Source organism: bacterium, assembly GCA_030018315.1.
Taxonomy (GTDB): Bacteria; Hydrothermota; UBA3073; order JACQXS01; family JAGMCI01; genus JASEGA01.
In genome coordinates, this window is record JASEGA010000004.1 from 16,680 (window position 1) to 41,706 (window position 25,027).

The 25,027-nt window shown below is 38.0% G+C and carries 22 protein-coding genes and 1 tRNA gene; all 23 read right to left on the bottom strand.

Features of this window, described 5'->3' with window-relative positions; translation table 11 throughout:
- Window positions 1-4: 4 nt before the first annotated feature.
- The 23 genes from rho to mraY all read right to left on the bottom strand — a co-directional run bounded on the left by rho (window position 5) and on the right by mraY (window position 25,026).
- Window positions 5-1,252, bottom strand: a complete 1,248-nt coding sequence (gene rho / locus QMD71_02555) for a transcription termination factor Rho (GenBank protein MDI6839728.1) — start codon at window positions 1,250-1,252, stop codon at window positions 5-7.
- A gap of 14 nt (window positions 1,253-1,266) precedes the next feature.
- Window positions 1,267-2,205, bottom strand: a complete 939-nt coding sequence (locus QMD71_02560) for a thiamine pyrophosphate-dependent enzyme (protein MDI6839729.1) — start codon at window positions 2,203-2,205, stop codon at window positions 1,267-1,269.
- Between the two features lie 49 nt (window positions 2,206-2,254).
- Window positions 2,255-3,430: a pyruvate ferredoxin oxidoreductase gene (gene porA, locus QMD71_02565; protein MDI6839730.1), complete on the bottom strand. Its 1,176-nt coding sequence runs from the start codon at window positions 3,428-3,430 to the stop codon at window positions 2,255-2,257.
- Between the two features lie 2 nt (window positions 3,431-3,432).
- Window positions 3,433-3,714, bottom strand: coding sequence for a pyruvate synthase subunit PorD (porD, locus tag QMD71_02570; GenBank protein MDI6839731.1), 282 nt, complete (start codon window positions 3,712-3,714; stop codon window positions 3,433-3,435).
- A 26-nt stretch (window positions 3,715-3,740) separates the two neighbouring features.
- Window positions 3,741-4,319 (bottom strand): 2-oxoacid:acceptor oxidoreductase family protein, encoded by a 579-nt coding sequence (locus tag QMD71_02575; GenBank protein ID MDI6839732.1) that lies wholly within the window; start codon window positions 4,317-4,319, stop codon window positions 3,741-3,743.
- A 10-nt stretch (window positions 4,320-4,329) separates the two neighbouring features.
- Complete coding sequence (locus tag QMD71_02580; GenBank protein MDI6839733.1) at window positions 4,330-4,662, bottom strand: YbaB/EbfC family nucleoid-associated protein; 333 nt, start codon at window positions 4,660-4,662, stop codon at window positions 4,330-4,332.
- A 2-nt stretch (window positions 4,663-4,664) separates the two neighbouring features.
- Window positions 4,665-6,161, bottom strand: a complete 1,497-nt coding sequence (gene dnaX, locus QMD71_02585) for a DNA polymerase III subunit gamma/tau (protein MDI6839734.1) — start codon at window positions 6,159-6,161, stop codon at window positions 4,665-4,667.
- Window positions 6,162-6,522: 361 nt separating this feature from the next.
- Window positions 6,523-6,594 (bottom strand) — tRNA-Ala (locus QMD71_02590).
- Window positions 6,595-6,598: 4 nt separating this feature from the next.
- Window positions 6,599-7,504 carry a hypothetical protein gene (locus QMD71_02595; protein ID MDI6839735.1) on the bottom strand — a complete coding sequence of 302 codons (906 nt, stop codon included), beginning with the start codon at window positions 7,502-7,504 and terminating at the stop codon, window positions 6,599-6,601.
- Window positions 7,505-8,515, bottom strand: coding sequence for an energy transducer TonB (locus QMD71_02600; protein MDI6839736.1), 1,011 nt, complete (start codon window positions 8,513-8,515; stop codon window positions 7,505-7,507).
- Window positions 8,515-8,910 (bottom strand): biopolymer transporter ExbD, encoded by a 396-nt coding sequence (locus QMD71_02605; GenBank protein ID MDI6839737.1) that lies wholly within the window; start codon window positions 8,908-8,910, stop codon window positions 8,515-8,517. Before QMD71_02605 ends, QMD71_02600 begins: the two co-directional genes overlap by 1 nt.
- Window positions 8,911-8,915: 5 nt before the next feature.
- Entirely contained in the window at window positions 8,916-9,908 is a 993-nt protein-coding gene (locus QMD71_02610) for a MotA/TolQ/ExbB proton channel family protein (GenBank protein MDI6839738.1), read from the bottom strand.
- Window positions 9,909-10,016: 108 nt separating this feature from the next.
- Complete coding sequence (locus tag QMD71_02615; protein MDI6839739.1) at window positions 10,017-10,655, bottom strand: MotA/TolQ/ExbB proton channel family protein; 639 nt, start codon at window positions 10,653-10,655, stop codon at window positions 10,017-10,019.
- Window positions 10,656-10,718: 63 nt separating this feature from the next.
- Complete coding sequence (locus QMD71_02620) at window positions 10,719-13,154, bottom strand: tetratricopeptide repeat protein (protein MDI6839740.1); 2,436 nt, start codon at window positions 13,152-13,154, stop codon at window positions 10,719-10,721.
- Between the two features lie 5 nt (window positions 13,155-13,159).
- On the bottom strand, window positions 13,160-14,545 hold the full coding sequence (locus QMD71_02625; protein MDI6839741.1) for a FlgD immunoglobulin-like domain containing protein: 1,386 nt from the start codon (window positions 14,543-14,545) through the stop codon (window positions 13,160-13,162).
- Window positions 14,546-14,547: 2 nt separating this feature from the next.
- Complete coding sequence (locus QMD71_02630; protein ID MDI6839742.1) at window positions 14,548-16,260, bottom strand: hypothetical protein; 1,713 nt, start codon at window positions 16,258-16,260, stop codon at window positions 14,548-14,550.
- A gap of 189 nt (window positions 16,261-16,449) precedes the next feature.
- The gene (gene ftsZ / locus QMD71_02635) at window positions 16,450-17,652 is read right to left on the bottom strand and encodes a cell division protein FtsZ (GenBank protein MDI6839743.1); all 1,203 of its coding nucleotides are present in this window, start codon (window positions 17,650-17,652) and stop codon (window positions 16,450-16,452) included.
- Complete coding sequence (gene ftsA, locus QMD71_02640; protein ID MDI6839744.1) at window positions 17,649-18,878, bottom strand: cell division protein FtsA; 1,230 nt, start codon at window positions 18,876-18,878, stop codon at window positions 17,649-17,651. Before ftsA ends, ftsZ begins: the two co-directional genes overlap by 4 nt.
- Window positions 18,879-18,922: 44 nt before the next feature.
- Complete coding sequence (gene murC, locus QMD71_02645; GenBank protein MDI6839745.1) at window positions 18,923-20,305, bottom strand: UDP-N-acetylmuramate--L-alanine ligase; 1,383 nt, start codon at window positions 20,303-20,305, stop codon at window positions 18,923-18,925.
- A 55-nt stretch (window positions 20,306-20,360) separates the two neighbouring features.
- Window positions 20,361-21,422, bottom strand: a complete 1,062-nt coding sequence (murG, locus tag QMD71_02650) for an undecaprenyldiphospho-muramoylpentapeptide beta-N-acetylglucosaminyltransferase (GenBank protein MDI6839746.1) — start codon at window positions 21,420-21,422, stop codon at window positions 20,361-20,363.
- 48 nt (window positions 21,423-21,470) lie between these two features.
- The gene (locus tag QMD71_02655) at window positions 21,471-22,577 is read right to left on the bottom strand and encodes a putative peptidoglycan glycosyltransferase FtsW (protein MDI6839747.1); all 1,107 of its coding nucleotides are present in this window, start codon (window positions 22,575-22,577) and stop codon (window positions 21,471-21,473) included.
- A complete protein-coding gene (gene murD / locus QMD71_02660) occupies window positions 22,574-23,947 on the bottom strand; it encodes a UDP-N-acetylmuramoyl-L-alanine--D-glutamate ligase (protein ID MDI6839748.1) in 1,374 nt (457 codons plus the stop codon). The genes QMD71_02655 and murD overlap by 4 nt, the downstream gene beginning before the upstream one ends.
- Window positions 23,944-25,026, bottom strand: coding sequence for a phospho-N-acetylmuramoyl-pentapeptide-transferase (gene mraY / locus QMD71_02665; protein MDI6839749.1), 1,083 nt, complete (start codon window positions 25,024-25,026; stop codon window positions 23,944-23,946). Before mraY ends, murD begins: the two co-directional genes overlap by 4 nt.
- Window position 25,027 lies beyond the last annotated feature (1 nt).

Here is a 25,027-nt window from a genome sequence, read left to right on the forward strand (position 1 = left end):
CTCCTTACTCATTCATTGTCTCAAGGAATTCTTGGTTGTTTTTAGTTCTTGATATCCGTTCTATCATGAGCTCCATTGCTTCAATTTGGTTCATCTCAAGCAATATACGTTTTAAGATGTTAATTCTCTTAAGTTCATTTTCTGGCAATAAGAGCTCAGTCTTTCTTGTTCCCGATTTATTCAAGTCAATTGCTGGGTATATCCCCCTATTTGCAAGCCCACGGTCAAGCACAAGTTCCATATTTCCGGTTCCCTTAAATTCTTCAAAGATTACTTCATCCATTCTTGACCCTGTTTCAATGAGAGCAGTAGCAATAATGGTTAAAGACCCGCCCTCTTCTGTATTTCTTGCTGCACCAAAGAATCTTTTAGGACCTCGCAAAGCTTCTGCATCTACTCCACCAGATAGTGTTCTACCTGAGTGAGGCAGCACTGTATTATGTGCCCTTGCAAGTCTTGTTATGGAGTCTAGTAAAATGACAACATCCTTTTTCTGTTCAACTAATCGTTTTGCCTTTTCTAATACTATATTTGCAACCTGAACATGGCGGTCCGGAGCCTCATCAAAAGTTGAAGATACAACTTCTGCTTTAACATGACGCCTTGTATCTGTCACCTCTTCCGGCCTTTCATCAACAAGTAGTATAATAGGAATTATCTCTGGATGGTTTTCTGTTATAGAATTAGCAATTTTCTGCAATAAAATAGTTTTTCCTGCCCTTGGTGGAGATACAATTAACCCCCTTTGTCCCTTACCTATTGGTGCGAGAAGGTCAACAATTCTCATTGATAAGTCTTCATCCTTCCTTTCAAGTTTTATTTTCTCTGTAGGATGCAATGGAGTAAGCTCATCAAATGGGACCCTGTTTTTAGAAGATTCTGGTGATTCAAAATTAACTGCCTCAATTTTTAATAGAGCAGGATAGCGTTCTGAATTCTTTGGCGGTCTCACTTCTCCCATAACTGTATCACCTGTACGTAGGTTGAATCGTTTAATTTGTGTGTTAGAAACATATATATCTTTTGGACTTGCAAGATACGCATTGGAAGGTGACCTTATAAATCCATATCCGTTAGGAAGAGTCTCAAGTATACCGCTTCCAAACATTAATCCGTTTCGTTCTATCTCGTTCTTCATAATTTCAATAATGAGCTCGTCTTTACCAAGTTTTTTTACATCTTGGACTCCAATTTTTTGAGCCATTTTTTGGAGCAAAGATATAGATTTATTTTGAAGTTCTGCAATATCCATTTATTTACACCCCTCTAATCTGCCTCGCCTTGACTCAACGAGGCAAAACGAGAGAGTTTTTCCCACTCTTTATCAACCTCAGCTTGGATTTCATCTATTATTTTTTGGTTTGCTGGGGTGAATAGATGTCTAAATCTACCTTGTAATTTCATCCATTCCTTGACTGTAACCTCTTTTCTTGGACGATGATTTATTTTGTATTTGCCATTTTCAACTTCGTAAAGGGGCCAGAATTTAGACTCTACTGCAAGCCGTGCTATCTCAATTGTCATATCCGGTGGAAATCTCCATCCAAGTGGACATGGGGAGAGAACATTTATAAATGTAGGGCCATCTGTATTTAATGCTTTTTCTACCTTCCGTGTAAAATCTGCCCAATGAGATGGAGATGCCTGAGCTACATAAGGTGCACCGTGTGCTGCGATAATCTCAGTTAAATTCTTTCTGAATTGTGGCTTACCCGGTATAACAGTACCTGCAGGTGATGTAGTTGTATGTGCACCGCGAGGGGTAGCAGATGAGCGTTGTATCCCTGTGTTCATATAGGCTTCGTTGTCGTAGCAAATATATAGAAATCTATGCCATCTCTCAATTGCACCTGATAGAGCTTGTATCCCTATATCATATGTTCCACCATCACCTCCAATTGCAATGAAGTTCCATTTATCTTTTATCTTACCTTTACGTGTTAGAGCCTTGTAAGCTGCTTCAACACCTGATATTACAGCAGCCGCATTTTCAAATGCTACATGCATATATGGAATATTCCATGCAGTATATGGATAAATTGTAGTCACTACTTCCATACAGCCTGTAGGTAGAACAAACACAGTGTTCTTACCCGCTACACAGATGGTTTGGTTTATTATTATTGTCCCACCGCATCCCCCACATGCTCTATGTCCACCTGTAAATAGGCCAGCATTCTTTGAAAGCTCTTTTAAACTTGGCATTAATAACCTCCTTATTTATGAGATTGCTTCGCTTACGCTTGCAATGACATTATTCTCTCAGTCCAATATAATCAACTGGTTTATCTATTTTACCGGTTTTCTTAATCTCTTCGCCTTTTAATACCACATTGGTAATTTGTTCTACATCTATATCTCTTCCACCGAGTCCGTAGATGTAATTGACAAGGAGTGGTCGTGTACGACTATTGTAGAGAGCGGAGCGTAGTTCTACATAAATAGGACCGCCCATCGTGCTCATTGTATCCGACCTGTCAAGGACAATCAATAGTTTAGCTGTAGAAAGCCCGACAAGTCGGGATAATTCATCTTGTGGAAATGGACGCATTACATGAATCTTTAAAAGACCCACTTTTACTCCGTTTTTTCTTAAATTGTCAATAACAACTCTTGCCGTCCCACAAGTTGAGCCACATGCTACAAGAACAATCTCAGCATCATCAAGTTTGTATGCCTCAAAGAAGCCGTATTTTCTACCAAATCTCTTTGCAAACTCCTCTGCTACGCGCTTAATGACCGGCTTTGATAGATACATTGCCTCTATCTCTTGTCGTTTATGTTCAAAGAAGTAATCTTGCAAATCTAACGGTCCCACTGTTATTGGATTTTTACTAAATAAAGAATAAGGTGAGCGAGGTTCACCAATAAAATTCTGTACCTCTACATCCTCAAGTGTTTCTATTCTTTGCATACAATGTGATATGATAAAGCCATCTGTAGAAACCATACATGGTAGGAAAGCTTCTTCTGATACCCTTACTGCTTGAATTATAGAATCATACGCATCTTGTGAGTCTTCAGCATAAATCTGAATCCAGCCTGCTTCCCTCGACCCCATTGTATCCGAATGGTCGCAATGTATGTTTATAGGTGACGAGAGTGACCGGTTTACTTCACATATTACAATTGGAACACGCAGCCCTGCAGCAATGTATAGAATTTCGTGCATCAATGCTAACCCTTGAGAGGCTGTTGAAGTCATCGTCCTTGCACCTGCAGCAGCTGCTCCTATACAAGCTGATATTGCAGAATGCTCAGATTCTGTGGGAACAAATTCTGTATCTACAAGCCCATCGGCAACAAATGAAGCAAAAAGTTGGACTATCTCAGTCGCAGGAGTTATAGGATATGCTGCAACTACATCCGGGTTTATTTGCCGCATAGCTTCAGCCATCGCTTCATTACCTGTTAAAGCACGGATTGGCATTATTACCTCCTTTCTAACTCCATTTTTATTGCCCCTTTCGGACATTCAACAGCACAAATACCGCAACCTTTGCAATAATCTAAATCTATTCCCTTCATCTCACCATTTTCTACAATAATTGAGGAATCCGGACAATATATAAAGCAAAATAGACATGAATTACACTTCTCCTTATCCCATATAGGTTTTTGAGACCGCCAGTCGCCCGTCTTAAATTTACGGGCACTACCCGGTTCAGTAATTATAGTGCCTATAGGAAGTTCCTTCCAGCTTAGTTTTGACATTTGAGTTTTGACATTTGAGTTTTTTATCATCCCTTTTTCACCTCCCCGTAAGCTCTCTTTATTGATTCAATGTTTCCCTTGACAATTTCAGGGTCACCTCTAAACTTTTTTTCAAGCTCTTTTTTGGTGTATTCAACTAAGGCATCAACTTCTATAATCTTTGTCGCATTTACCAGAGCGCCAAGCATCGGTGTATTTGGTAGTTCTTTACCAATTGTTTCACGAGAGATTTTGGAAGCATCTACTGTAAATACCTTCCCCCCCTTTAGACCGAGCTTCTTTCGAATTTCTGTAGGAGATAGGGAAGTATTCACAAGAATGGTACTGTCCGGTTTTAGTCCGTCAGTGATTGGTTGAGTATCTAATAAAGTAGGGTCAAGTACAACCACCACTGTAGGTTCCTTAATTCCACAATGTATGGTAATTGGCGAATCAGATAGCCTATTAAATGCTTGGACAGGTGCACCCGTCCTTTCGGGCCCATATTCTGGGAATGCCTGTAAATACTTGCCAGTTGATATAGCAGCTTCACCAAATAATAGAGCTGCGGTCTTTGCACCTTGTCCCCCTCTTCCATGCCACCTTATCTCAAATATCTCGCTCATATTGTCTCCCTCATTTTTTTAAAAATAATGTCTTTAAGTCTTCAACATTGAGTCCAGTCCCGATGTATCGGGATATTAAGCCTTGAACTTCCTCTTGTGCCTTTTGACGAGCATCGTTTGATGCAGCCTTTATTAGGTCTTCAAGGAATCTCAAGTCTTTCAACTTGATAAGTTCAGGTGAAATGTTAACTTCAATTACATCCTGATTCCCATTAACCACTATTTTTACAAGGCCACCACCAGCAGAGCCCTCAATTCGTTTGCTCTTTAACTCTGATTGGATAGTTGTAATTACATGCTGGGCTTCCTGAATCTTCTTAAATATTTGGTCAAAATCTGCCACTTTTATGGTTTTATTGGCTCTGCATTAAATATCTTAATTGCTTTTTGAACTATTGGCTCGTCTAATAAGCTACCTGGTTTACTATGATACCCAAATACGATATGAATGGGTTCATTAGTAATTTCGGAGAGCTTATTTTCGATGAGCGATAGTTTTTCTTCTACTTTAGTTTTGAAAAATTCATTCCTATATGTAACAAGGAGCTCTCCATTTGAGAGTCCAACTGGAGTACCCTGAATAAGAAAACTACTAAGGGAAGGATTTTCTTCCTCTATCTTCTTTATAAGTGATTTCCATATAGCTTCAAAAGATGGTTCTTGGGGTGCAGATTCGGCTGGGAGGATAGACTCGACAGATTCAGCAGCTCGGGGTGATACCTCACCAAGATGAGATAAAATTTCATCAATTGAGACCTGGGTACAACTTGAAACTCTTACTAAAGCCTGCTCTAAATATATTTCTGGAGATAAAACACCACGCATTTCTTTTTCTGTATCAAACAAGAACTTTATAATTCTCAAAATGTGGTGTGAATCAAACTGACTTGCTTGTTTTATATACGGGTCTAAAAATTCAGGCTCCTCGTGTAGGGGTGTATTGCAATACGCCCCTACTTTAATGAGAAAAATAGTCCGTAGATGATCGATAAGACCATCAATGAACTCTTTTGGGGCAACTCCCCGGTCTATTGTAGTTCGGACTAAGGTAAGTATAGAAGACAAATCTCTTTGAACAATTGAGTCCACAAGTTTAAAGAAAATAGTAGTTTCAGGCAATCCCAATACATCTTGCACATCTTTTTCCTTTATCTTGCCTTGAGCATATGGAATAAGTTGGTCAAACATACCCAATGCATCACGTAATGAGCCGTCTACTTTTTGGGCTATCAAATGAGAGGCACTCTCTTCAATCTCCACTCCTTCAAGTGTGGCTACTTTATTTATTTGGGTAATTATCTCATTCACACCAATTTTTCTAAAATTAAACCTTTGACACCGTGAAAGGATTGTAAATGGTATTTTGTACGGAGCAGTAGTAGCAAATACAAAAACCACATGCTTTGGTGGTTCCTCAAGTGTTTTAAGTAACGCATTGAAGGCTGGTTCAGTTAACATATGTACTTCATCAATTATATATATTTTATATCGGCTGTGAGTAGGTACATACCTCACTCTTTCTCTTAATTCTCTTATCTCATCAATACCACGATTAGATGCACCATCAATTTCAAAAACATCAAGCGACCTACCGTCTCGAATCGATTGGCATGACTTGCATAAGTTGCAGGGCGTAGGAGTTGGCCCTTGAGCACAATTTAACGCTTTTGCAAGTATTCTTGCCATAGTAGTCTTGCCTACTCCTCTAGGACCAGCGAATAGGTAAGCTGAGGCAATCCGGTTAGCTCTTATCCCATTTATAATAGTCTGTGTAATATGAGGTTGCCCAATTACCTCATCAAAGGTTTGCGGTCTGTATTTAAGGACAAAAACCTGATACACGAGAATTAAATGACTATATTAAGTTGAATCAGTGCTTATCAACTTCATTGAGGTAGACAGAGTGAAACCAACCTTCTACCCAGTTTTAACTGAAGGTAATATCCTTTAGTCCAAATCAATGACAGATACATAGACTGGATTAAATAATGGATTACATTTAATTAATTATTTGTATAGATTAAAGTCTTCGCCATTTATGGAAAACTGATTATTGGGTATAGTTACTATATTATAATTAACCATTTTTGTCAAGTTTTTTATTAAAATTTTTTTTCACAATATAAGAGTTTGGTTTATCAAACCCTAATTTATTGGACATCATTTTTGAAGCCAACAAGATTTGAACCCGTAAATTTTATTATGGAGGCGGGGGGATTTGAACCCCTGACCCCCTGCATGCGAAGCAGGTGCTCTCCCACTGAGCTACACCCCCAATTTCAAAGTATGATTTTTATGTACGAACTCTTATAGACTTCGTCAGTAAAACCTGAGACATTAACAATTGAATTCTTAGGCACAATTATACGATTTAGTAGCCAATCTGCTATTACCTTAGCACGAGTACCTGAAATGGACTCATCAATTGAATAGACTTGGACAGTAATTTTACGTGTGTAAAGTTTTTTTACAATATCTGCCGATTCCTGAAGCAATTGCTCACCCTCTTCAGTTATATTTGTGGAGCCCTTAGACTCCCACACTCTGTTACCATTCAATGCAATTATCCATTCACCACCTTCTTTGTATAAGATACCCTTTACAACAAGTGTACGCCCCACTACTCGTGATAAGTTGCCGAGTGAGTCTTTTGCTTCTGCAGAGTAAAAATAAGTAATACCAGGATTCAGCATCTTGCCATCATCACCTCTACCATCCCAGTAAATATTTTTAGGTGGTGGTCCATTTGACTCGTAAACCCTGAACTGGTTGCCTATCTCATCTGTTATGAAGAGTTTCCAAGATACAACATCATAACCATACATAGGATGAAATAGGGCAATGTAATCTCGTACAATACCCTGAAGCCAGAGCTTTATTAATTGGTCAGATGATAAAGTAGGAAAAAGAGCTGATGCTAAGTTTGAGTTTATTTCAAGTTGTCTGTCATAAATATATTCGCCCCTCTTTATATAAGAAGTGGCTGCTTCAAACGGGTCAAATTCTAACTTAATATATGGTTTCTTTTCTAATATCTTACCTATAAATTTGCCCTTCACTTCATGTACTTCTTTACCTTGAGGTGGGACTTCCTCTTTTGGTTCCTGTGCAAACCCGGTATGGATGTATAGCGATATACTCATACAGATAATTATTGTAAAAATTAATAAAAATAAGTGTCTCATCTAACCAATTACAAAACGAAAAGAGATATAGCCCGATGTTGTTATAGGGAGCTCTTTCCATTTCCAACGTTCCCTTATCCAGTTTATCACTTGATTATCCCAATCAGGATAACCTGTTGTAGATATTACCAGTGCCATTCCTATCATTTTGCCATCAGGTCCTACTTTTAACTGAAGTTGTAAAAAAGCAGATATACCACGCCGTAATGCCCAATCCGGATAATGGGGGAGAGGGGCTTCAAGTTGTTCTCTGTCTTTAAGCTCACCTGATATCTGAACTTCAGTTTTTGGCTTTGGTTTCTCAGCCGGTTTTATCTCTTCTAATAAAGTAGGTTTTTTAGATTCAGTGAAGGCACGCTTAAACTCTTCCTGTTCTTTCCGGATGTCGGATGCCTTTGCACGCTCAAGTTCTATTTTGCCGCCCTCACCACCAGGTAAAGCAGTTCCTGGCGTAGTCCATATTCCTACTCTCTTTTCCAGAGTCGCAGCTCTTGGAAGGACGATTCTATCTTCTTGTAATATTTCTTGCGTCGTCTTCTGTGATTTGCTAATTCTTAAAACCTCTATCTCACCAGTTTCACCTATATCGAGCTTCTCGTACTGATCTATATTTATAGCTACTTGGGTTTTGTGCAGTTCTATCATTTTAGACACATCTATTATTTCTTCGGGTTTTGCTACTTCTAACGGACGTGCTATTTGGGCGAGCTTTTTTAAATCCTCTTCAGATATCTTTTGTTCAAGTTTCTCTTTCTTTTCAAACATATCCTTTAATTTTTCCTTTAGCCCTACTGTTGGTTCCTTTGGAGTTATTAGTTTACGTTCTTCCTCTTTTCTTTCTTCTCTTTTTTTCTCTATTTCTTTTTTCTTCTCACGCTCCTCTACATATTCTATTCCGTATATCTTTCTTTTAGAGCGTTCCTGCAGCTCTTTTTGGAATTGGAAAAAGAATATACCTGTTCCATGCAGGAATGCTGCAATTGACAGGCATATGATATATCTTCTATCCACTATTTTCTACCTTTTTGTTCTGTTGCTATTCCCACTCTTTTAGCACCAAAAACTTTTGCAGCCCTCAAAATGTCAAGGACTACGCCATGACGAACGTATTTATCTGCCCGAATGATAACCATTTTGTCAGGTTCAGCTTTTATTTTAGATTCAAGTATTTTCATTGCTTCCTCAATAGTGGTATCTATATCACAAACTGCAATCAAGCCTTCAGCAGAAACAGTTACAGTTATGTTATCCTCCTCACGCTGCTCAACTGTGCGAGCTTCAGGGAGGTCAACTTTTATTTTACTGGGTATTGCTATTATTGGGATGGTGACCATCAAAGTCATCAGAATTGTAAAGGAGATATCACATAAAGGTGATAGATTCATCACTGCTCTACGGACCTTCATTTTAGTTATGTTTTTCGTTTTAGAAGACAGACTTTCTCAGCTCCACATTGGGTTGCACGGTCTATCATATCAACCACTTGGTAATGGTAAAGACCTTCATCAGCTGAGATTACACATAGACGGTCTATACTCCTTAGCAATAGTTGACGTATAAGCTCGTTTTGGATTGCAGTATCAGGTGGCATCTTTTCATTATTTATATAAACCATACCAGCTTTATCAATATGAATATTAAGTTTAAGCTCTGTCTTCTTTTCGTCTTGCTCAGGTTGTGCTCTTGTTAAAGCAGGGGCTGAAACTGTTATATTTGTCTGATACATGTTAGGGATAAATATCATAAAAAAGCAAATAATAAGGAGTGCTACATTTATACCTGGAACAAGTGCTTCTGAGGCTTCAGATGGATTTGGTCTCTCTAAGATGATAGTAAGTTTCCTCCTTATTTTCTCAGATACAGTTTTATCTATTAAATTAGCTTGAGATAAAACCCTTAATATTGAACTACCCACGATTTTCATCTCATCCTTTACGGCATCTACTTTACCAGAGAAGAACCCAAATGCTATAGCTGATGGAACAGCTATAATAATACCAATTGCAGTTGTTAATAATGCTACAGCTATCCCAGCCATCATTGCAGTTGGAGTGCCACCACCAGTTGCTGCCATAGATGAAAAAGCGTGTACAATACCTATAACTGTCCCTAATAGCCCAAGTAATGGAGCAATGAAGGAAATTATAGAGAGAACACCTACATGTGACTCAAGAGATGCTCTTTCCCTTAATTGCGTTTTCTCAATCCCTTTTAAAATTTCACCCCTTGGCAGGCCAGCAAATTGGATTATATCTTTTGTCATCCTTCCTATAGGGTGATTTGTTGAATTACAGTACTCCACAGCTTCTTTTAGTTCACCGTTCTGAATTAAGCTCCTTATCCGTTTTAAGAAGGACGAAGTCTTTAATTTAAGTTTTGCAAAGTATACAGACCTTTCAAACATAGTTCCTAAAGAGATCACCGAGATAACAATGAGGATGATGATTGATGGGCTACTTACTAACTTTAAGAAAGGAACGCCAAGCATTATTTCTTTCCCAATTTATCGGGATTAAGATTTTTGGGTCTTCCAAATGTGTTCAGAAAGTGTTATAACAAGTTCTTTACTACCTATCTCTATTTCTGAACTAAGTGCATCTACTCTACCTGAGAACATACCAAATGTTATAGCAGCAGGTACTGCAATGATAATCCCAATTGCAGTTGTAAGGAGAGCTACAGCAATACCTGATAACATAGCTGCAGGGTCAGCACCACCAGCTGCTGCCATAGCAGAGAATGCTTGAATAATACCTATTACTGTACCTAAAAGACCAAGAAGAGGGGCAATGAACGCAGTTATTGATAGGATACCTACCCTTTTCTCAAGTATTCCACGTTCTTTTGTATGTGCTTCCTCAATAGCATCGTAAACATCGTCACGCCCAAGTTCTGCATGCGCAAGCCCATTTGCAATCACATTAGCAAGAGGATGATACGCAGATTCGCATACTTTTAGGGCTTTCTTGACACCACCTTTGGCAAGCGCAATTTTTATACTTTCCATAAATTCTTTGGTATCAAACTTTACTCTCCTTAAACTAATCCATCTCTCAATTATTATAACTATAGCAACTACTGCCAGGAATTCGAGAATAGCTATCGATGGGTTTATTACAAGCTTTAATATTGGAATACCTATAATTTGCATTTTACAGTTTTAAATATCTCCATATTATAATATATTCTAAAATTAAGACTTGTCAAGTAAAAGTCACTCTTTTTTAAATTTTTCTATTAACTTCTCGCCCTTATCTTTTTCGCCTATGTTTTTATAGCAAACACCAAGATAATAGCCTGCATCCTTATATTTCTTGTAATTTGGATATTCATTTACTATTTTTTCAAATGCTCCTATAGCTTCATTATATTTAGTAAGATTAAAGTAAGTAGCACCCAACTGGAAGTATACATCGGCAATTTTTGAGTCTTTAGGAAAGTAATATAAGAACTTTTGGCACTCCTCTATTCTCTTTTCTGAATTACCTAAAATTCCATAGATTGATATTATAAAATATTGGGCTTCAGCCGCCTTTTCAGACTCAGGAAAGTCTACTACAAGTTTTTGAAATTCTTGGATAGATTCCTCGTATTTTTCATCATTGTAGAGTTGGGCAGCAATTTGCCATTGGGCATCAGCAGCAACTGTGGAACCGGGGTAGAGCTTAATCAGTTGCTTTAAAGCATCTGGATTCTCTTGTCCCCACATATAATAAGAAGTCTCTATTTGATTCTTTGCCTGAACCGCAAGTGAATCTTCTGGGTATAAATCTACAACTTTCTGAAATTCTCGTATAGCATCCTGAAACAGGTGTGCAGTGTAATAAGTAGCACCTATCTGAAATTGGGCTTCACGTGTAATTGGAGAGTCAGGGTATCTGTTAAGTATTATCCTATAATAGTTGATTGCATTGTCATACTTTCCTGCGAGATAATATGTACGAGCAAGCTCAAATGCAGCCTGAGGTGCGTTATCACAATCTGGATAATCTGAAAGCACTTTCTCCCAGTATTGTATTGTATTTGCATATTTGCCGAGTGATGCAAGTGCCTTCCCACCATGATAGTAAGCATTGCCGGCAAGCTTTGATTTAGGATAAAGCTCACCTACCCCAAATAGAAAAGCAGTATATGCATCTTCAAAATTACCGCCATTAAATGAAGCTATACCCCAACCGTAAATGGATGAAATTGCAAGAGAGCTATCAGTAGCACCCCATCTATCATAAGCTTCCTTTAGCATAGCATGAGCTACATCAGTCCTACCTTCCTCAAGTATACACCATGCTTTACCTATGTAGGCAGGCCCCTCTAAAGCCTTGTAAGACTTTATGACCTCATCGTACAAATTCTGGGCTTGCTGGTACTTACCAAGGTAATAATACAATTCAGCTAAGAAAAGTTTTGCCCTACCTACCCATATGCCTTCTTTATTATCTAATATTCTGTAAAATGAAGCACCAGTCACTACTCCATCTGAGTAACTGCCTAACTGATTGTAGCAAAATAGCATCATCGCATAAGATGGAATAAGAACTTCTGAGCCAGGGAATAACTTTAAAACACGCTGGTAGTGTTCAATTGCTTCTATATATCTACCTTGAACAAAGTTAGCAGTGCCAGCTAAATAATCACCAAGACCAGCAAAATTGCCAGTTGGATAAATAGAGGCCATCTGTTGAAACGCAATCTGTGCCCCAAGTGTGTCCTGTCTTAAAAGATAAGTTTGTCCATACATTATATTTGCAAGCGCAGCAACTCGCATTTCAGGATAGTCCGATTTTGCATGCTGATAACATGTGATTGCTTCTTCAACCCTGCCAAGCTTAATAAGTACATTGGCTATTTGATAGTAAGCATGAGAGGCAAGCCATGGGTCTTTGAAGTTAACCACAGAATAAAAATTTTCAAGTGCTTTCTCATATTTGGATTCGTGTAAATAAGAACAACCTAACTTATACCTTGCATAGTGTTTTAACTTAGTCCATGGATACTCGGCGAGAAAGTCTTCGTACTTCTTTATAGCACCTGTATAGTCACCATTCTCAAATAAGGCATCACCCATTGAGTAAAAAGCATATTCAGAAAGACGTGTACCAGGATATTTATTTACTAATTCCTTATAAACGCTAACCGCCTTTAGTGGAGCTCCTAGTCCAGAGTAACATTTTGCTTTATAATATAAGCCTTCTTTTGTGTGTAAAGGCTCTAAATAAGTGAGGGCATCTTTATACTTGCCTTCAACAAAAAGAGCTATACCCCTACCATTTAAGATACGCTTATCTTCTGTATAGCCTGGGAATTTGTCTATCTCATCAATTAAATACCTTTTCGCTTCCTTTATATCACCAAGAACAAGCCAACACATACCTAAAGAATAAATTGCCTCAGGGCAGAGGTAAGAGTCCTTGTAATCTTTGAGAATGCACTCAAAAACATCAATTGCTTTCTCATATTCATCAAGATTATAATAGCATTCTCCTATACGATAAAGAGCTTCAGGGGCAGTATCTTTAAATTTTGTTAGACTTTGATATCCCTTGATAGCTTCTCTGTATTGCTCACGAATAAATAAAGATTCAACTGATTTCAAACTATCAACTGGACTCTTTATAGCTGATATAATGAGGAGAACACAAGCGAACCACATATCTCTTACTCACCCTTTTCTGACTTCTTTTCTGGTAGTTGCTTTTTTTGTTCTTCACGGTGTTCTAATATAAATTCAGGAGCCTCACCTTTAGGCTTTACAATAACTGTTCCCGGTGGTCCTACTGTAGATAAGGTAGAGAGGAAGCCGTCGGCTACCCATGATTTTCCTGTTTTCTCTACTACTTGGAGGGTGTAGTAATATCTGCCATCTGGAACAAGTAGTGCATTGTCATCTTTGCCATCCCATGAAATACGGTAAGGAGGCTCACCCCAGGCACCAATTTTACGGACTACAGTTCCTGTCTCATCTTTTATTAGGACCTGCCACCTCTTGACTTTTGTCTTGGGTGCAATGTCAAGATAAAGCCAGGCTACATTTTCACCTTCACCAGAAATTGGTGAAAAAGCAATAGTTGTGGAACGAGCTCTCGCTCTATAGCCACCAAAAGTAAGTGAGAGTGAAAGATTATGAGCTGGCAAAAAGCCACCACCAGTTGAATACGGAAGGACACAAGCATAGTCTATTCTCGCTATATATCTTATTTGGTCTTTACATACCCCAAATCCGAAACCAGCAACTGCTTGATTAACACCTGCCCTCAAGTGCAAAATGCTGAAAGGCTTGTACTCAAGCCCAAATCCAAAAGTTGGCTTCCTATACTCTGACCATAGCATATCAATACCAAGCAAAAACCTGTCTCCGTAAGGCCTCAATGAGAGCCCCGTGTTTAACACAGTTGGAAATGTCACTCTTTGAGAAGCAAGTTTAATTCCTGGTTTTATCACATTTTGGACATTTAGACCATAAGAAAATTTGCTATTAGGGAAAAGTAAAAAGCCAAAATCCATACCCCAACCTAACCCATTCCATTCAGCAATTGAATGATAGAAAATCTTAGCATTGCCACCTACACAAAGAGAACCAAATAGCTTACGAGAGTAACTGAGTAACCATCCAACTTGACGGTCAGTATATTTAATTCCTGTCTTGCCGAGTCCTATTCCTGGTGTATATAATTGCAGTAAAGAAGTTCCTAATGCTGAGCTTGCAGAAACTGGACATCCATATGTTAATGCATCAAAACTCGTACCAGTCCCTGCAAACAATACCGAGTGCATAAAAGACAGTTCATGAGTGTTTAACTGGACAAGACCTGCCGGATTGAAATATACAGCCTCTACGTCATCTGCAAGCCCAGATAAGGCACCTACCATCCCAAGCGACCTTGCCCCACAGCCCCAGTAAGTGAGAAATGCTCCATATTGACCAGCATCACCACCAGCCCCACGGGCAAGATTGGAAAACAAAATGCAAAATGTAAAATGCAAAATGCAAAATTGTAACCTGTAACTTTTGGACTTCTTTACTTTTAGACTTTTAGACTTCATTTTTACCATACTACTGTTATTTTCTCTCTCCATACTGCTACAGGCTGTGCTTCTTGAGTTATTATTATACACAATTGATAGACACCATTAGCTACCCTCATACCACGGTCGTTCCTGCCATCCCATTTAATTTTGTAGCAATGGGGGTCGCTTTTGTCTATCTCATTCTCTGAGAATGAACGAACTAAGTTAGCAAATGGGTCGTATATCTTTGCTATTATTTCGCCTCCCATTGGGTAGAATTTTATTATTGTTGGTGGAGGATACTCCGGTGGCCCAAAAGGATTAGGGTCTGCAATTATTAAGTCTTCCTCACTCGGACCATGCCAGACAAGGATTGGGTTAGAATAAGAGAAAAATACGGTATCTAGTGCTAAACTATCCCAAATTGCTATCCTTATCGTATCGTCTACTGGGCTGGAATAAGAGGCGTTATTTATATAACAAGTGCCAGCAGTTAAAAGTTCATTTGGTGGTGAAAGTGCACCTTTAGCCAATGAATCTATTTTATATGCTTTAACTGCCTTTAAATAGAACTTACTATCATTTGGAATTATGTTACCATCTGTATCAACAAATCTCACAGTAATAGAAAATGGTATGGATGCCTTTATTGTATCTGGTACAATAATTCTGTATTTCCCTATCCCCACATCAAAATAAACAGGAGCCGACAGAGGAACAGCTGTCCCGATTGCTTGCAGCCCCTTCTTCCCATATCTGTTATACAGAACTTTAAAACTTGCCTCTCCATCAGTAAGAGGTAAAGTAACAGGATTCATACTATCAGGCGGTGCTGATAGATATTCAACAAGCCGTACTGTATCTACTGCATTATGAACTTTATTCCAGCAAGTATCTGTCCCATAAACTTTAAAAGTATACCAGAGACCAGAACAAAGAATTGCAGGTGCACCTGATTTACCATTGCCGATTTCTCCGGGGCAGGATTGCTCACCTGGAGCAATTAATAATAGCCTATTATATTGACCGGGGTTGACTCTAAGAGGGGGGGAGGTATCACCTAAAATTGAGGTATCGGATAGGTTTGAAACAAAAAGTTTTATCTCCGTTGCGGTACGCAGATAAACTGTAAGAGAGCAAATGCCTGCAGTTAAAAAAGTATCGTGTGGTAAGACAGCAAAACTATCTGTTGAACTAATAGAAAAACTGTCAGTAATAGAAGAATCTATAGAATTCCAATATAAATCTGTTGACCTTCCTATAAGTTTGTAAGGTTCGCCAGCCGTTGCTTCAGGTGTTTGAACATAATGTCTACCCCTGTTTGCTAAATCACCAGGGGATGGCTCCTCGCAATCTAATAAAAGCTGTAGCCTTTTATAATTAGACTTTTTTACAAAGAACCAGTTACTTTCACCTGTTATATTTACCCCCCATGGGTCGCGTATCCAAAGTTGAGCTGAGTCTGAGATATAAATGCTTACATTAGTGTCACAAATACCCCTTAAGAAATAGAGACGGGACGGGCTATACGGAGAATAGCTGATAGAATAGGGTAGTCTAAGGAGTAAATCTGTAAAGACATTGTCAAACTGGGTGTAGAGTTGGTCCAAAGAGTCCCTCGCTTCTACATGGATAGAGAAAGGAATACCTGCAGTTTGAATAGAATCTATAGGAGTGAAAGTAAAATGATCAAGCCGCGCCCAAGTTACGGTAGCAAAGAAAACAAATGCTAACAAAAACTTGTATCTCATATATATATATATTAACCTCTTAATTAAATTATGTCAAGTCTTTTTTGCTTTGTTGAGTAATTCGCTTTACAAAACTTGCAGCACCTTGATTGACACCGATTTATGAGATTCTTCACTTTGTTCAGAATGACAAGGTCAAAATTGTCTAAAACCAAATCAGAGGTTGAAAATCAAAGGTGCCAAAAATATTTATTCAACAAAGCAAGTCTTTTTTGACTTAAATAAATTAAACTCTTGCAATTTGAGACCATTTTGATGATGATGAAGAGAAGAGCGGTCGAGATTGTTGCGGTTTATAGAATTAAGATGTCCTCCAAGAGATTTCATCTTCCTTTTAAATGCGGGGACTTTAAAATTTTCCTCTACCTTTCTTTCCAATTTTATACCCGTTGCGATTAGAGTAATTTCAATATCCTCTTGAATATTATTATCAAAACAAGCTCCAAATACAATGTTTGCGGTAGAGTTGGACTTTTCCTGGATGGTTGATAAAATATCGTTTACTTCACAAATAGTGAGGTCTTTACCCCCTATTATATTTACTAAAATACCCTTTGTTCCCATTATCCCTGTCTCATCAATAAAAGGTGAGTTTATAGCTTGATTCACTGCATTAATAGCTCTGTCCTTTCCTTTTGCCCTGCCTATCCCTACAATTATATCGCCAGGCTCTGACATTACTGCACGAATGTCGGCAAAATCAACATTGACAAGCCCGGGGCGAGTGATTATTCCTGATATCCCACGTATTATTTGAGCTAATACTTGGTCTACAACTCTAAATGCATCTAAAAAGGGAGTATCCATCCTTACCATAGAGAATAATTTTTGGTTAGGAATAACAATGACTACATCTGTATATTTCTTTAGTTCACATATTCCTTCCATTGCTTGGTTCATACGATGGATGCCTTCAGACTCAAACGGCTTTGTTACTACACTAATTGCAAAAGCACCTAACTCCTTTACGAGCTGAGCTATTATAGGAGAAGCACCAGTACCAGTGCCGCCCCCCATACCACAAGTTATGAAAACTAAATTTGCACCTTTAAGCATCTCTATTATTTCGGCACGATTCTCTTCTATTGCCTTCCTTCCTATGTTAGGGTCACCACCAGCACCGAGTCCACCTGTCAAATTTACACCAATCTGAACTCTATAGGGAGCACGTGAGGTTGAAAGGGCTTGAATGTCGGTGTTTGTAGCAATAAAATCTACACCATCAATTCCTGCTTCAACCATAGTATTAACGAAGTTACAACCACCTCCACCTACTCCAATCACCTTAATCTTTAATGTAGGTGTGTATTGTGATACGCCCCCACAAATGGGTGCAAATTGGAATCGCATGTTACCTGCCTTGTCCTTGCGAGTCAAGGCTGAGTCTTTCATTCTAGTAGCCATTTCTTCACACGATTGGCAATTTTAGTAAATAAATTTTTTGAATAAATTTTGCCCATTTCTTTACCATTCTTATTAAGTGACCCATAAATTATAAGTCCAACTGCTGTGCTATAGGCTGGGTCTGCTATCAAATCGCTATACCCATTGATCCCACTGGGAATGCCTATCCTTGTAGGTATACCTAAAATACGTTCTGCAAGCTTCTCTATACCGCGCATCTTAGCTGTACCACCAGTCAAAACGATACCAGCCGGTAAAAGGTCAATATATTCAGAGTATTTCAATCTCTTATAGACAAGATTAAATATTTCAGCAAGCCGTGCTTCAATAATTGAAGCCAAAAAATTGCAATTTATCGTTTGCTCCCCTCTACTTCCAATCATTGGGACTTTTATTGATTCATCGGTTGCAATATCTTCACAAGCAACTCCATACTTTGTTTTTAACTCCTCAGCTTTATGTAGCGGAGTTGCTATACCGACTGAAATATCGTGTGTTACATCAATGCCACCAAACCCAATGCTAAATATCTCTCTTACATTACCATCGTAGAGAATAGCTATATCTGTAGTTCCACCTCCAATATTTATAAGTACACAGCCAAGTTCACGTTCATCTGGATGTAGGACAGCATAGGATGAAGCTATAGATTGAAGGACAAAATCTCTTACACCAAACCCGGCGTACTTAACTGATTTGGCAATATTTTGGACAGCAGTATAAGCGCCAGTTATTATGCAAACATTAACAGCGAGCTGATTGCCAATCATTCCAATTGGAGCTGTGATTCCGGGTTGATCATCAATTCTAAATTCGTGTGTAATAGTATGAATAATCTCACGCGCAGTCTCGGTAGACTCGGGACGACTAATAGCTTGCTTAATAACGTGGTCTACATCGTTGGAAGTAATTTCCTTATTAGGACCTACAACATCTATTACAGCACTTGAGTTCTCGCTCTTTATATGCTCACCAGTAATCACAGTGTATAATTCACTTAGTTTAACACTTGACCGACGCTCTGCATCACGAATTGCAGTTGTAATTGAGTTAGCTGATAACTCAATGTCTGTTACAATACCCCTACTTAAACCTGTAGATTCTGAGACTCCTATTCCTATAACATCAGGACGCTCATTGTCACCTACTTTCGCTATAATGCAGACAACTTTTGTAGTCCCTAAATCTAAGCCAGCAATAATTTTAGTACTCATATTTGAAGCATTAGGATTTGTTTAGGATTTAGGATTTCTCATATTTAGGATTTTAATTTCTTTAATATTTCTTCGCCTACTTTATAGATGTCACCCGCACCCATAGTGAAGATGGTATCGCCCTTTTTAAGCTTTCCAGCACACAAATACCTCATTATGTGCTGGATGAGTTCCTCTTTAGACTCTGTATAAGATATGTTTTTGTATCCTTTTGAAATAGCAGAGTCTACAATAAGCTTGCCAGTAACGCCTTGTATAGGAGATTCACGAGCAGGGTATATAGGGGTAATTATAACCTCATCAGCCTCCCTGAAGCAGGTGCCAAATCTATCAATAAGTTTAAGTGTTCTTGAGAACAGATGTGGTTGAAAAATGACTATTATTTTGCCAGAATATAGGGTTCGGGCGGCTCGTAAAGTGACCTCTATCTCATATGGATGATGTGCATAATCATCAATAATCTTAGCGCCCCTCACTTCTCCCTTAAGTTCAAACCTTCTAATAACTTTTTCAAATTTAGACATCGCCCTCTTTATAATATTAAGCGGTAGTTCAAGCTCTAAAGCAACTGCTATTGCGGAGGTAGCATTTAAAATGTTGTGAATACCTGGTAGCGGAATTGTGAATTCACCTAAATCTTCACTATTGGATTGGACCCAGAAATGGGAAGGTAACCCCAATTTATAATGCCTTATTCTAAGATTAGCTTTATTATTAAATCCATAAGTTATATACCTTTTACTTATCTTTGGAATGCTCTGCTTAATATTCTCATCATCAATGCAAACTATATTGCATCCATAAAATGGGACCCTATTTGTAAATTTAATAAAAGTTTTGATGATTTCATCCAAATCTTTATAATTATCCAGATGGTCCTCATCAATTGATGAGATAACAGTAATAATGGGAAATAAGTTGAGAAATAACTTGTCACTTTCATCTGTTTCGCATACAATAAATCCACCGCTACCGAGTCTCACATTAGTGCCGAGCGACCTCAATCTACCGCCTATAATAATTGTAGGGTCAAGACCGGCGAGTTCAAGAATTTTACCTACCATTGAAGTTATAGTAGTTTTACCATGAGTACCGGCAATAGCAATGCTTTCCTTCATCCGCATAAGTTCACCAAGGATTTCAATTCTCGGTATGCATGGAATACTTCTGTAACGGGCTTCAGTGAGCTCAGGATTAGAATTAAGAATAGCTGAAGAGTAAACAACAACATCGGCAGGCAAGACATTCTGTGCCTTATGGTCATAGAATATACGAGCACCCAGTTTCTCGAGCCTACGGGTGATAGGGGAGGGATGTATATCAGAGCCTGATATTTTATAACCAGAGTTAAGTAAAAGCTCAGCTATCCCACTCATTCCAATTCCACCGATACCTACAAAATGAATATGGCTTATATGCCTAAACATACTCATTGATGCAGACAGAATTCATTGAGGTAGACTGAAATTTTATTTTTTCCACCTAAGTTTCTCCACAAAGGCTGAGTATCCTTTTTGCTATTTTCTCAGCTACATCTGGAGTACATAAATCTTTTGCAGCTTGTGCCATACGAGTGCGTAACACTGGGTTATAAATTATTGATTTTATTTCATTTGCTAAAATACTTGGAGTCAAATCCTTATCTAAAATTACCTTAGCTGCACCATTATTTTCTAAAAATTGTGCATTCAGTAGCTGGTGGTTTTGTGTAGCATAAGGATAAGGGATGAGAATTGAAGGTATGCCGACGGTTGTAAGTTCACCTATAGTTAGAGCACCAGCCCTTGAAATAACAAGCTGTGAGTTCCCATAAGCACTGCCCATGTCATCAATAAATTCACTGGTCCATACCCTTTTGAATTCTTTGAGTTTATTGAGTTCATTGAGTTTGCCGGTTTGCCAAATAAACTGAAAATCGTCAGGAAGCAGTGGAATAGTTTTACTGAAAACTTCATTTATGGAAGAAGCCCCCCTTGAGCCGCCAAATATAAGAATAGTTGGCTTACCAGGAGTAAGCCCAAAATCATTGAGGCTCTTAATAACCATTTTAATGCTACGCCTCACAGGAATACCTGTCAGTTTTATTTTTGACCCCGGTAGCTTATTTTTGGCAACTTCAAATGAGAGCCAAACCTCTGCTACAAACCTTGATAGTATCTTTGTCGCCAACCCTGGGACTGAGTCTACTTCAATTATTATTGTAGGAATACCAAGTAATGCAGAAAGAAATACAGGACTGAATGAGCCAAAACCACCTGTCCCTATCACACCCATCGGTTTCTCCTTTACTATTATGTATAAAGATTCAATAAATGAAACTATTAAGAAAAATGGGAATGTTAATTTCTTAGTTAATCCTTTTCCTAAAAATGGTTTTTGAGAAGTTAGTAAAAGCTTGTAATTCATAGGGACAAGGGCGCTCTCCATACCAAATTTTGAGCCTACTATTGTTACACTCGCCATAAAATGCTTGATTTCCTCAGCTATTGCAAGACCTGCAAAAATGTGACCACCAGTACCACCTGTTGCAATGAGTATCTTCATAACTAACTAAAATCTCAAAATGCAAAACTCAAATCTACAACTAAAAACTTAAAAGTTTTGATTTTTTAGTTGCAGTCTTAACATTTGAGTTTTAAGCTTTAAATTTCCTATACGACTTATATTTAACAATATACCGATACCTATTAAATTAACTAAAAGGTTTGACCCCCCAAACGATATGAATGGGAGTGGTAGCCCTGTAGTTGGGAAAATACCACATGTTACCCCAATATGAAAGATAGCTGAAATAAAGATTGCAAAACTGAAACCAGTGGCAAGCAAGAAGCCTAATCGGTCAGGGGCATGATTCCCAACCTTTATACCCCTAATTAAGAGAAGTAAAAACAAAACTGAAACCAAACTGGCCCCTATAAAGCCAAGTTCTTCACCAATTATAGAAAATATAAAATCCGTATAAGGTTCAGGTAGGAATAGTAGTTTTGCCCTACTATTACCTAATCCCACACCAAATAAGCCACCAGCTCCTACACCATAAATTGATTGCCTTAATTGGTAACTATCGTGTGAGAAGAAATTTAAGAACCGCAATCTTGCATATGCAAACTGGGTGAGAAAAGCAAATCCCATTCCTATAATAATTAATAGAAGAATTAAAAGGTGTAACACCTTTGCACCACCCAAAAACAAAAGTACAAAACAAGTAATACAAAGAACGGCAAGCATTCCAAAAGATGGCTCTAACCCAATAAGTAAGAAAACAATCCCAAGAACACTAAGAAGTGGAATAATACCCTTCTTTAAATCACTTATATCATTTGTTGAAATAAAATTAGCAGTGAATATTATAACACCAAGCTTTGCGAGCTCAGAGGGCTGGATAGAAAACCATTTAAATCTCAACCATCTACGTGTCCCATGGATAGATGGACCAAATAAAAGAACGAATAGAAGGAGTAATAAAGTGAGTCCTAAAATTAGGTAGGAATACTTGCCCCACCAATGATAATCAATTTTGGATACCACTATACATAAAATAGCACCAATTCCTAATGGGATAAGCTGCTTTTTTAGAAAAAATGTACTTGTATCCATTAACCTCAAAGCTGAGAAAGCAGAAGAAGAATAAACCATTATAATACCTATACCTATGAGGATAAGAGTGATAAGTCCAATGTTAGTATCTGTCTTCCTCATAAAGCTTTAACTGCTTGCTTGAATTTTTCACCCCTGTCTCTGAAATTAGTAAACCAGTCAAACGATGCAAACCCGGGTGATAAGAGAACTACATCTCCAGGAGAAGCGTGTGAGAAGGCAAGCTTTACAGCTTCGTCCATACTATTAGCATGACTATATTCTACTTTTAATAATTTACATAGTTCTTTACTTGATTCACCAATAAGAACTGCATGCTTTACCTTCTCATTTATTGATTTGGCAATAAAGGTTATATCAGTTCCCTTTAATTTACCACCTGCTATAATAACCAAATTAGTAGTGAAACTTGATAGAGTCTTCACAAATGATGCTGGATTAGTACACATAGAGTTATTTATAAACCTTACTCCACGAACTATACCGATATCCTCAAGCCGATGAGGAACACATTTGAACGACTGAAGCCCATTAAGAATAGAGTCACGGGAGATGTCGAGAATCTTAGCTACTACTATAGTTGCTAAATAATCGTCAAGTAAACATTCCCATTTTAGATTTAAGTCACTCACACTAAATAACATATCACTATGCCATAAGATATTCCCATTGTTTATCCATACTGTAGGGGTTTGATTAATCAAACCCCTACAGGCACTAAAAAATAACTTTTGTGACTTTACACTAATTTGTCTTACCTCTGGGTCGTCAAAGTTGAGGACAGCAAAATCTTTAGTAGTTTGATTTGAAAATAGGCGTAATTTTAGTTCACGATATTCTTTAAAACTCTCATGTCTATCAAGATGATCGGGCGTTATATTCAAAAGTACACCTATCCAGGGATGGAAAGAATTTATTGATTCAAGCTGGAATGTACTTACCTCTACTATTACAGGAATTGTAGGGGTTTGATTAATCAAATCCCTACCTATTACTGATGAGAGTGGAACTCCAAGGTTGCCACACATAAGGGTATCTATTCCAGCTACCTTCAATACCTCATGTATAAGAAAAGCAGTCGTCGTTTTACCATTCGTGCCAGTTATCCCAATTATTGGGTTTTTAACAAATTGTGATGCAAATTCAAGCTCCCCTACCACAGGGATGCCTATCTGCCTCGCTTTTGAGAGAATTGGGTGACTTAAAGGAACACCGGGTGATATTATAATCATATCTGAGGCAAGGATTTTTTCACTATGCTTACCAAATTCAAATTCAACCCCAGGAAACGTAGACAACAGTGAGGGCGAGCTCACCTCGTCCATCAGTTCGCTAACAAAAACTTTTACCCCCATATCAAGCAATAATTTTACGCAAGCTTTGCCACTCCTGCCAAATCCAATAACTGAAACTCTCTTACCTTTATAATTTGCTTGTTTTTTCGCAGAATCCTGTGGAATTGTGTAGCTCATCTTATTTTAAGTGTTGAAAGGGCAGCTAAAAGAAATAAAATACCAATAATCCAGAATCTAATAACAATTTTATTCTCAGGTAACCCAATCTTTTCATAATGGTGATGAAATGGTGCCATACGGAACAATCTTTTTCCATGAGTACACTTAAAATATACTACCTGTAATATTACTGAGAGTGCTTCTAAAACGAACACGCCGCCAGCCAAAAGCAGTAATATCTCTTGCTTTATTAGAACAGCAACTACACCTATAGCACCACCTAATAATAAAGAGCCAGTATCTCCCATAAATGCTTGAGCAGGATGAGTATTGAACCACAAAAAGCCTAAAGAACTGCCTACTACTGAAGCTAAAAAAACTGCTAACTCACCACTACCAGGAATATAAAGTAGATTTAAATAATTAGAAATCTTAACATTACCAACTACATAAGCGAGTATAGTATAAGCAAGCGCAACTTCAGCAACAAGACCGATAGCAAGACCGTCAAGTCCATCTGCAAGGTTAGTAGAGTTTGATGTCCCTATAATCACAAGGGCAACAAAAAGGATGTAAAAACCATTAAAGTAAATAAAAATATTCTTTAGAAAAAGTAAACTTGTGTAAGTTCGAAAAGCTGGATTCTTAGGAAATAAAAATACATATAATCCTATACACACACCAATTAATGCTTGCCAAAAAATCTTGTAAATAGGCCTTAAACCATTGCCTAATTTTATCTTCTTAAAGTCGTCTAAGAATCCTAAAGCACTAAGTGAAATAACTGTAAATAAAGCTATCCAGCTAAATTGCTCATTGAGGTCTATCCACAAAAAAGCAGAAATCACAGTAGTGAGGAGTATAAGAAGCCCACCCATAGTAGGAGTACGGACTTTATCTACTTGATTAGGAATACTTACTTCTCTAATGCCGGCAAAAAACTTATGAACAGATAGCCATTTTATTAGTTTTGGACCAAATATAAAAGAAAGAATTAAGGCAGTCATACCTGCATACGCAGCTCTAAAAGTTATATACCTGAAAAGATTAAAGACAAAGAATCTGGTATGAAGAGGATATAATAAGTGATAGAGCATC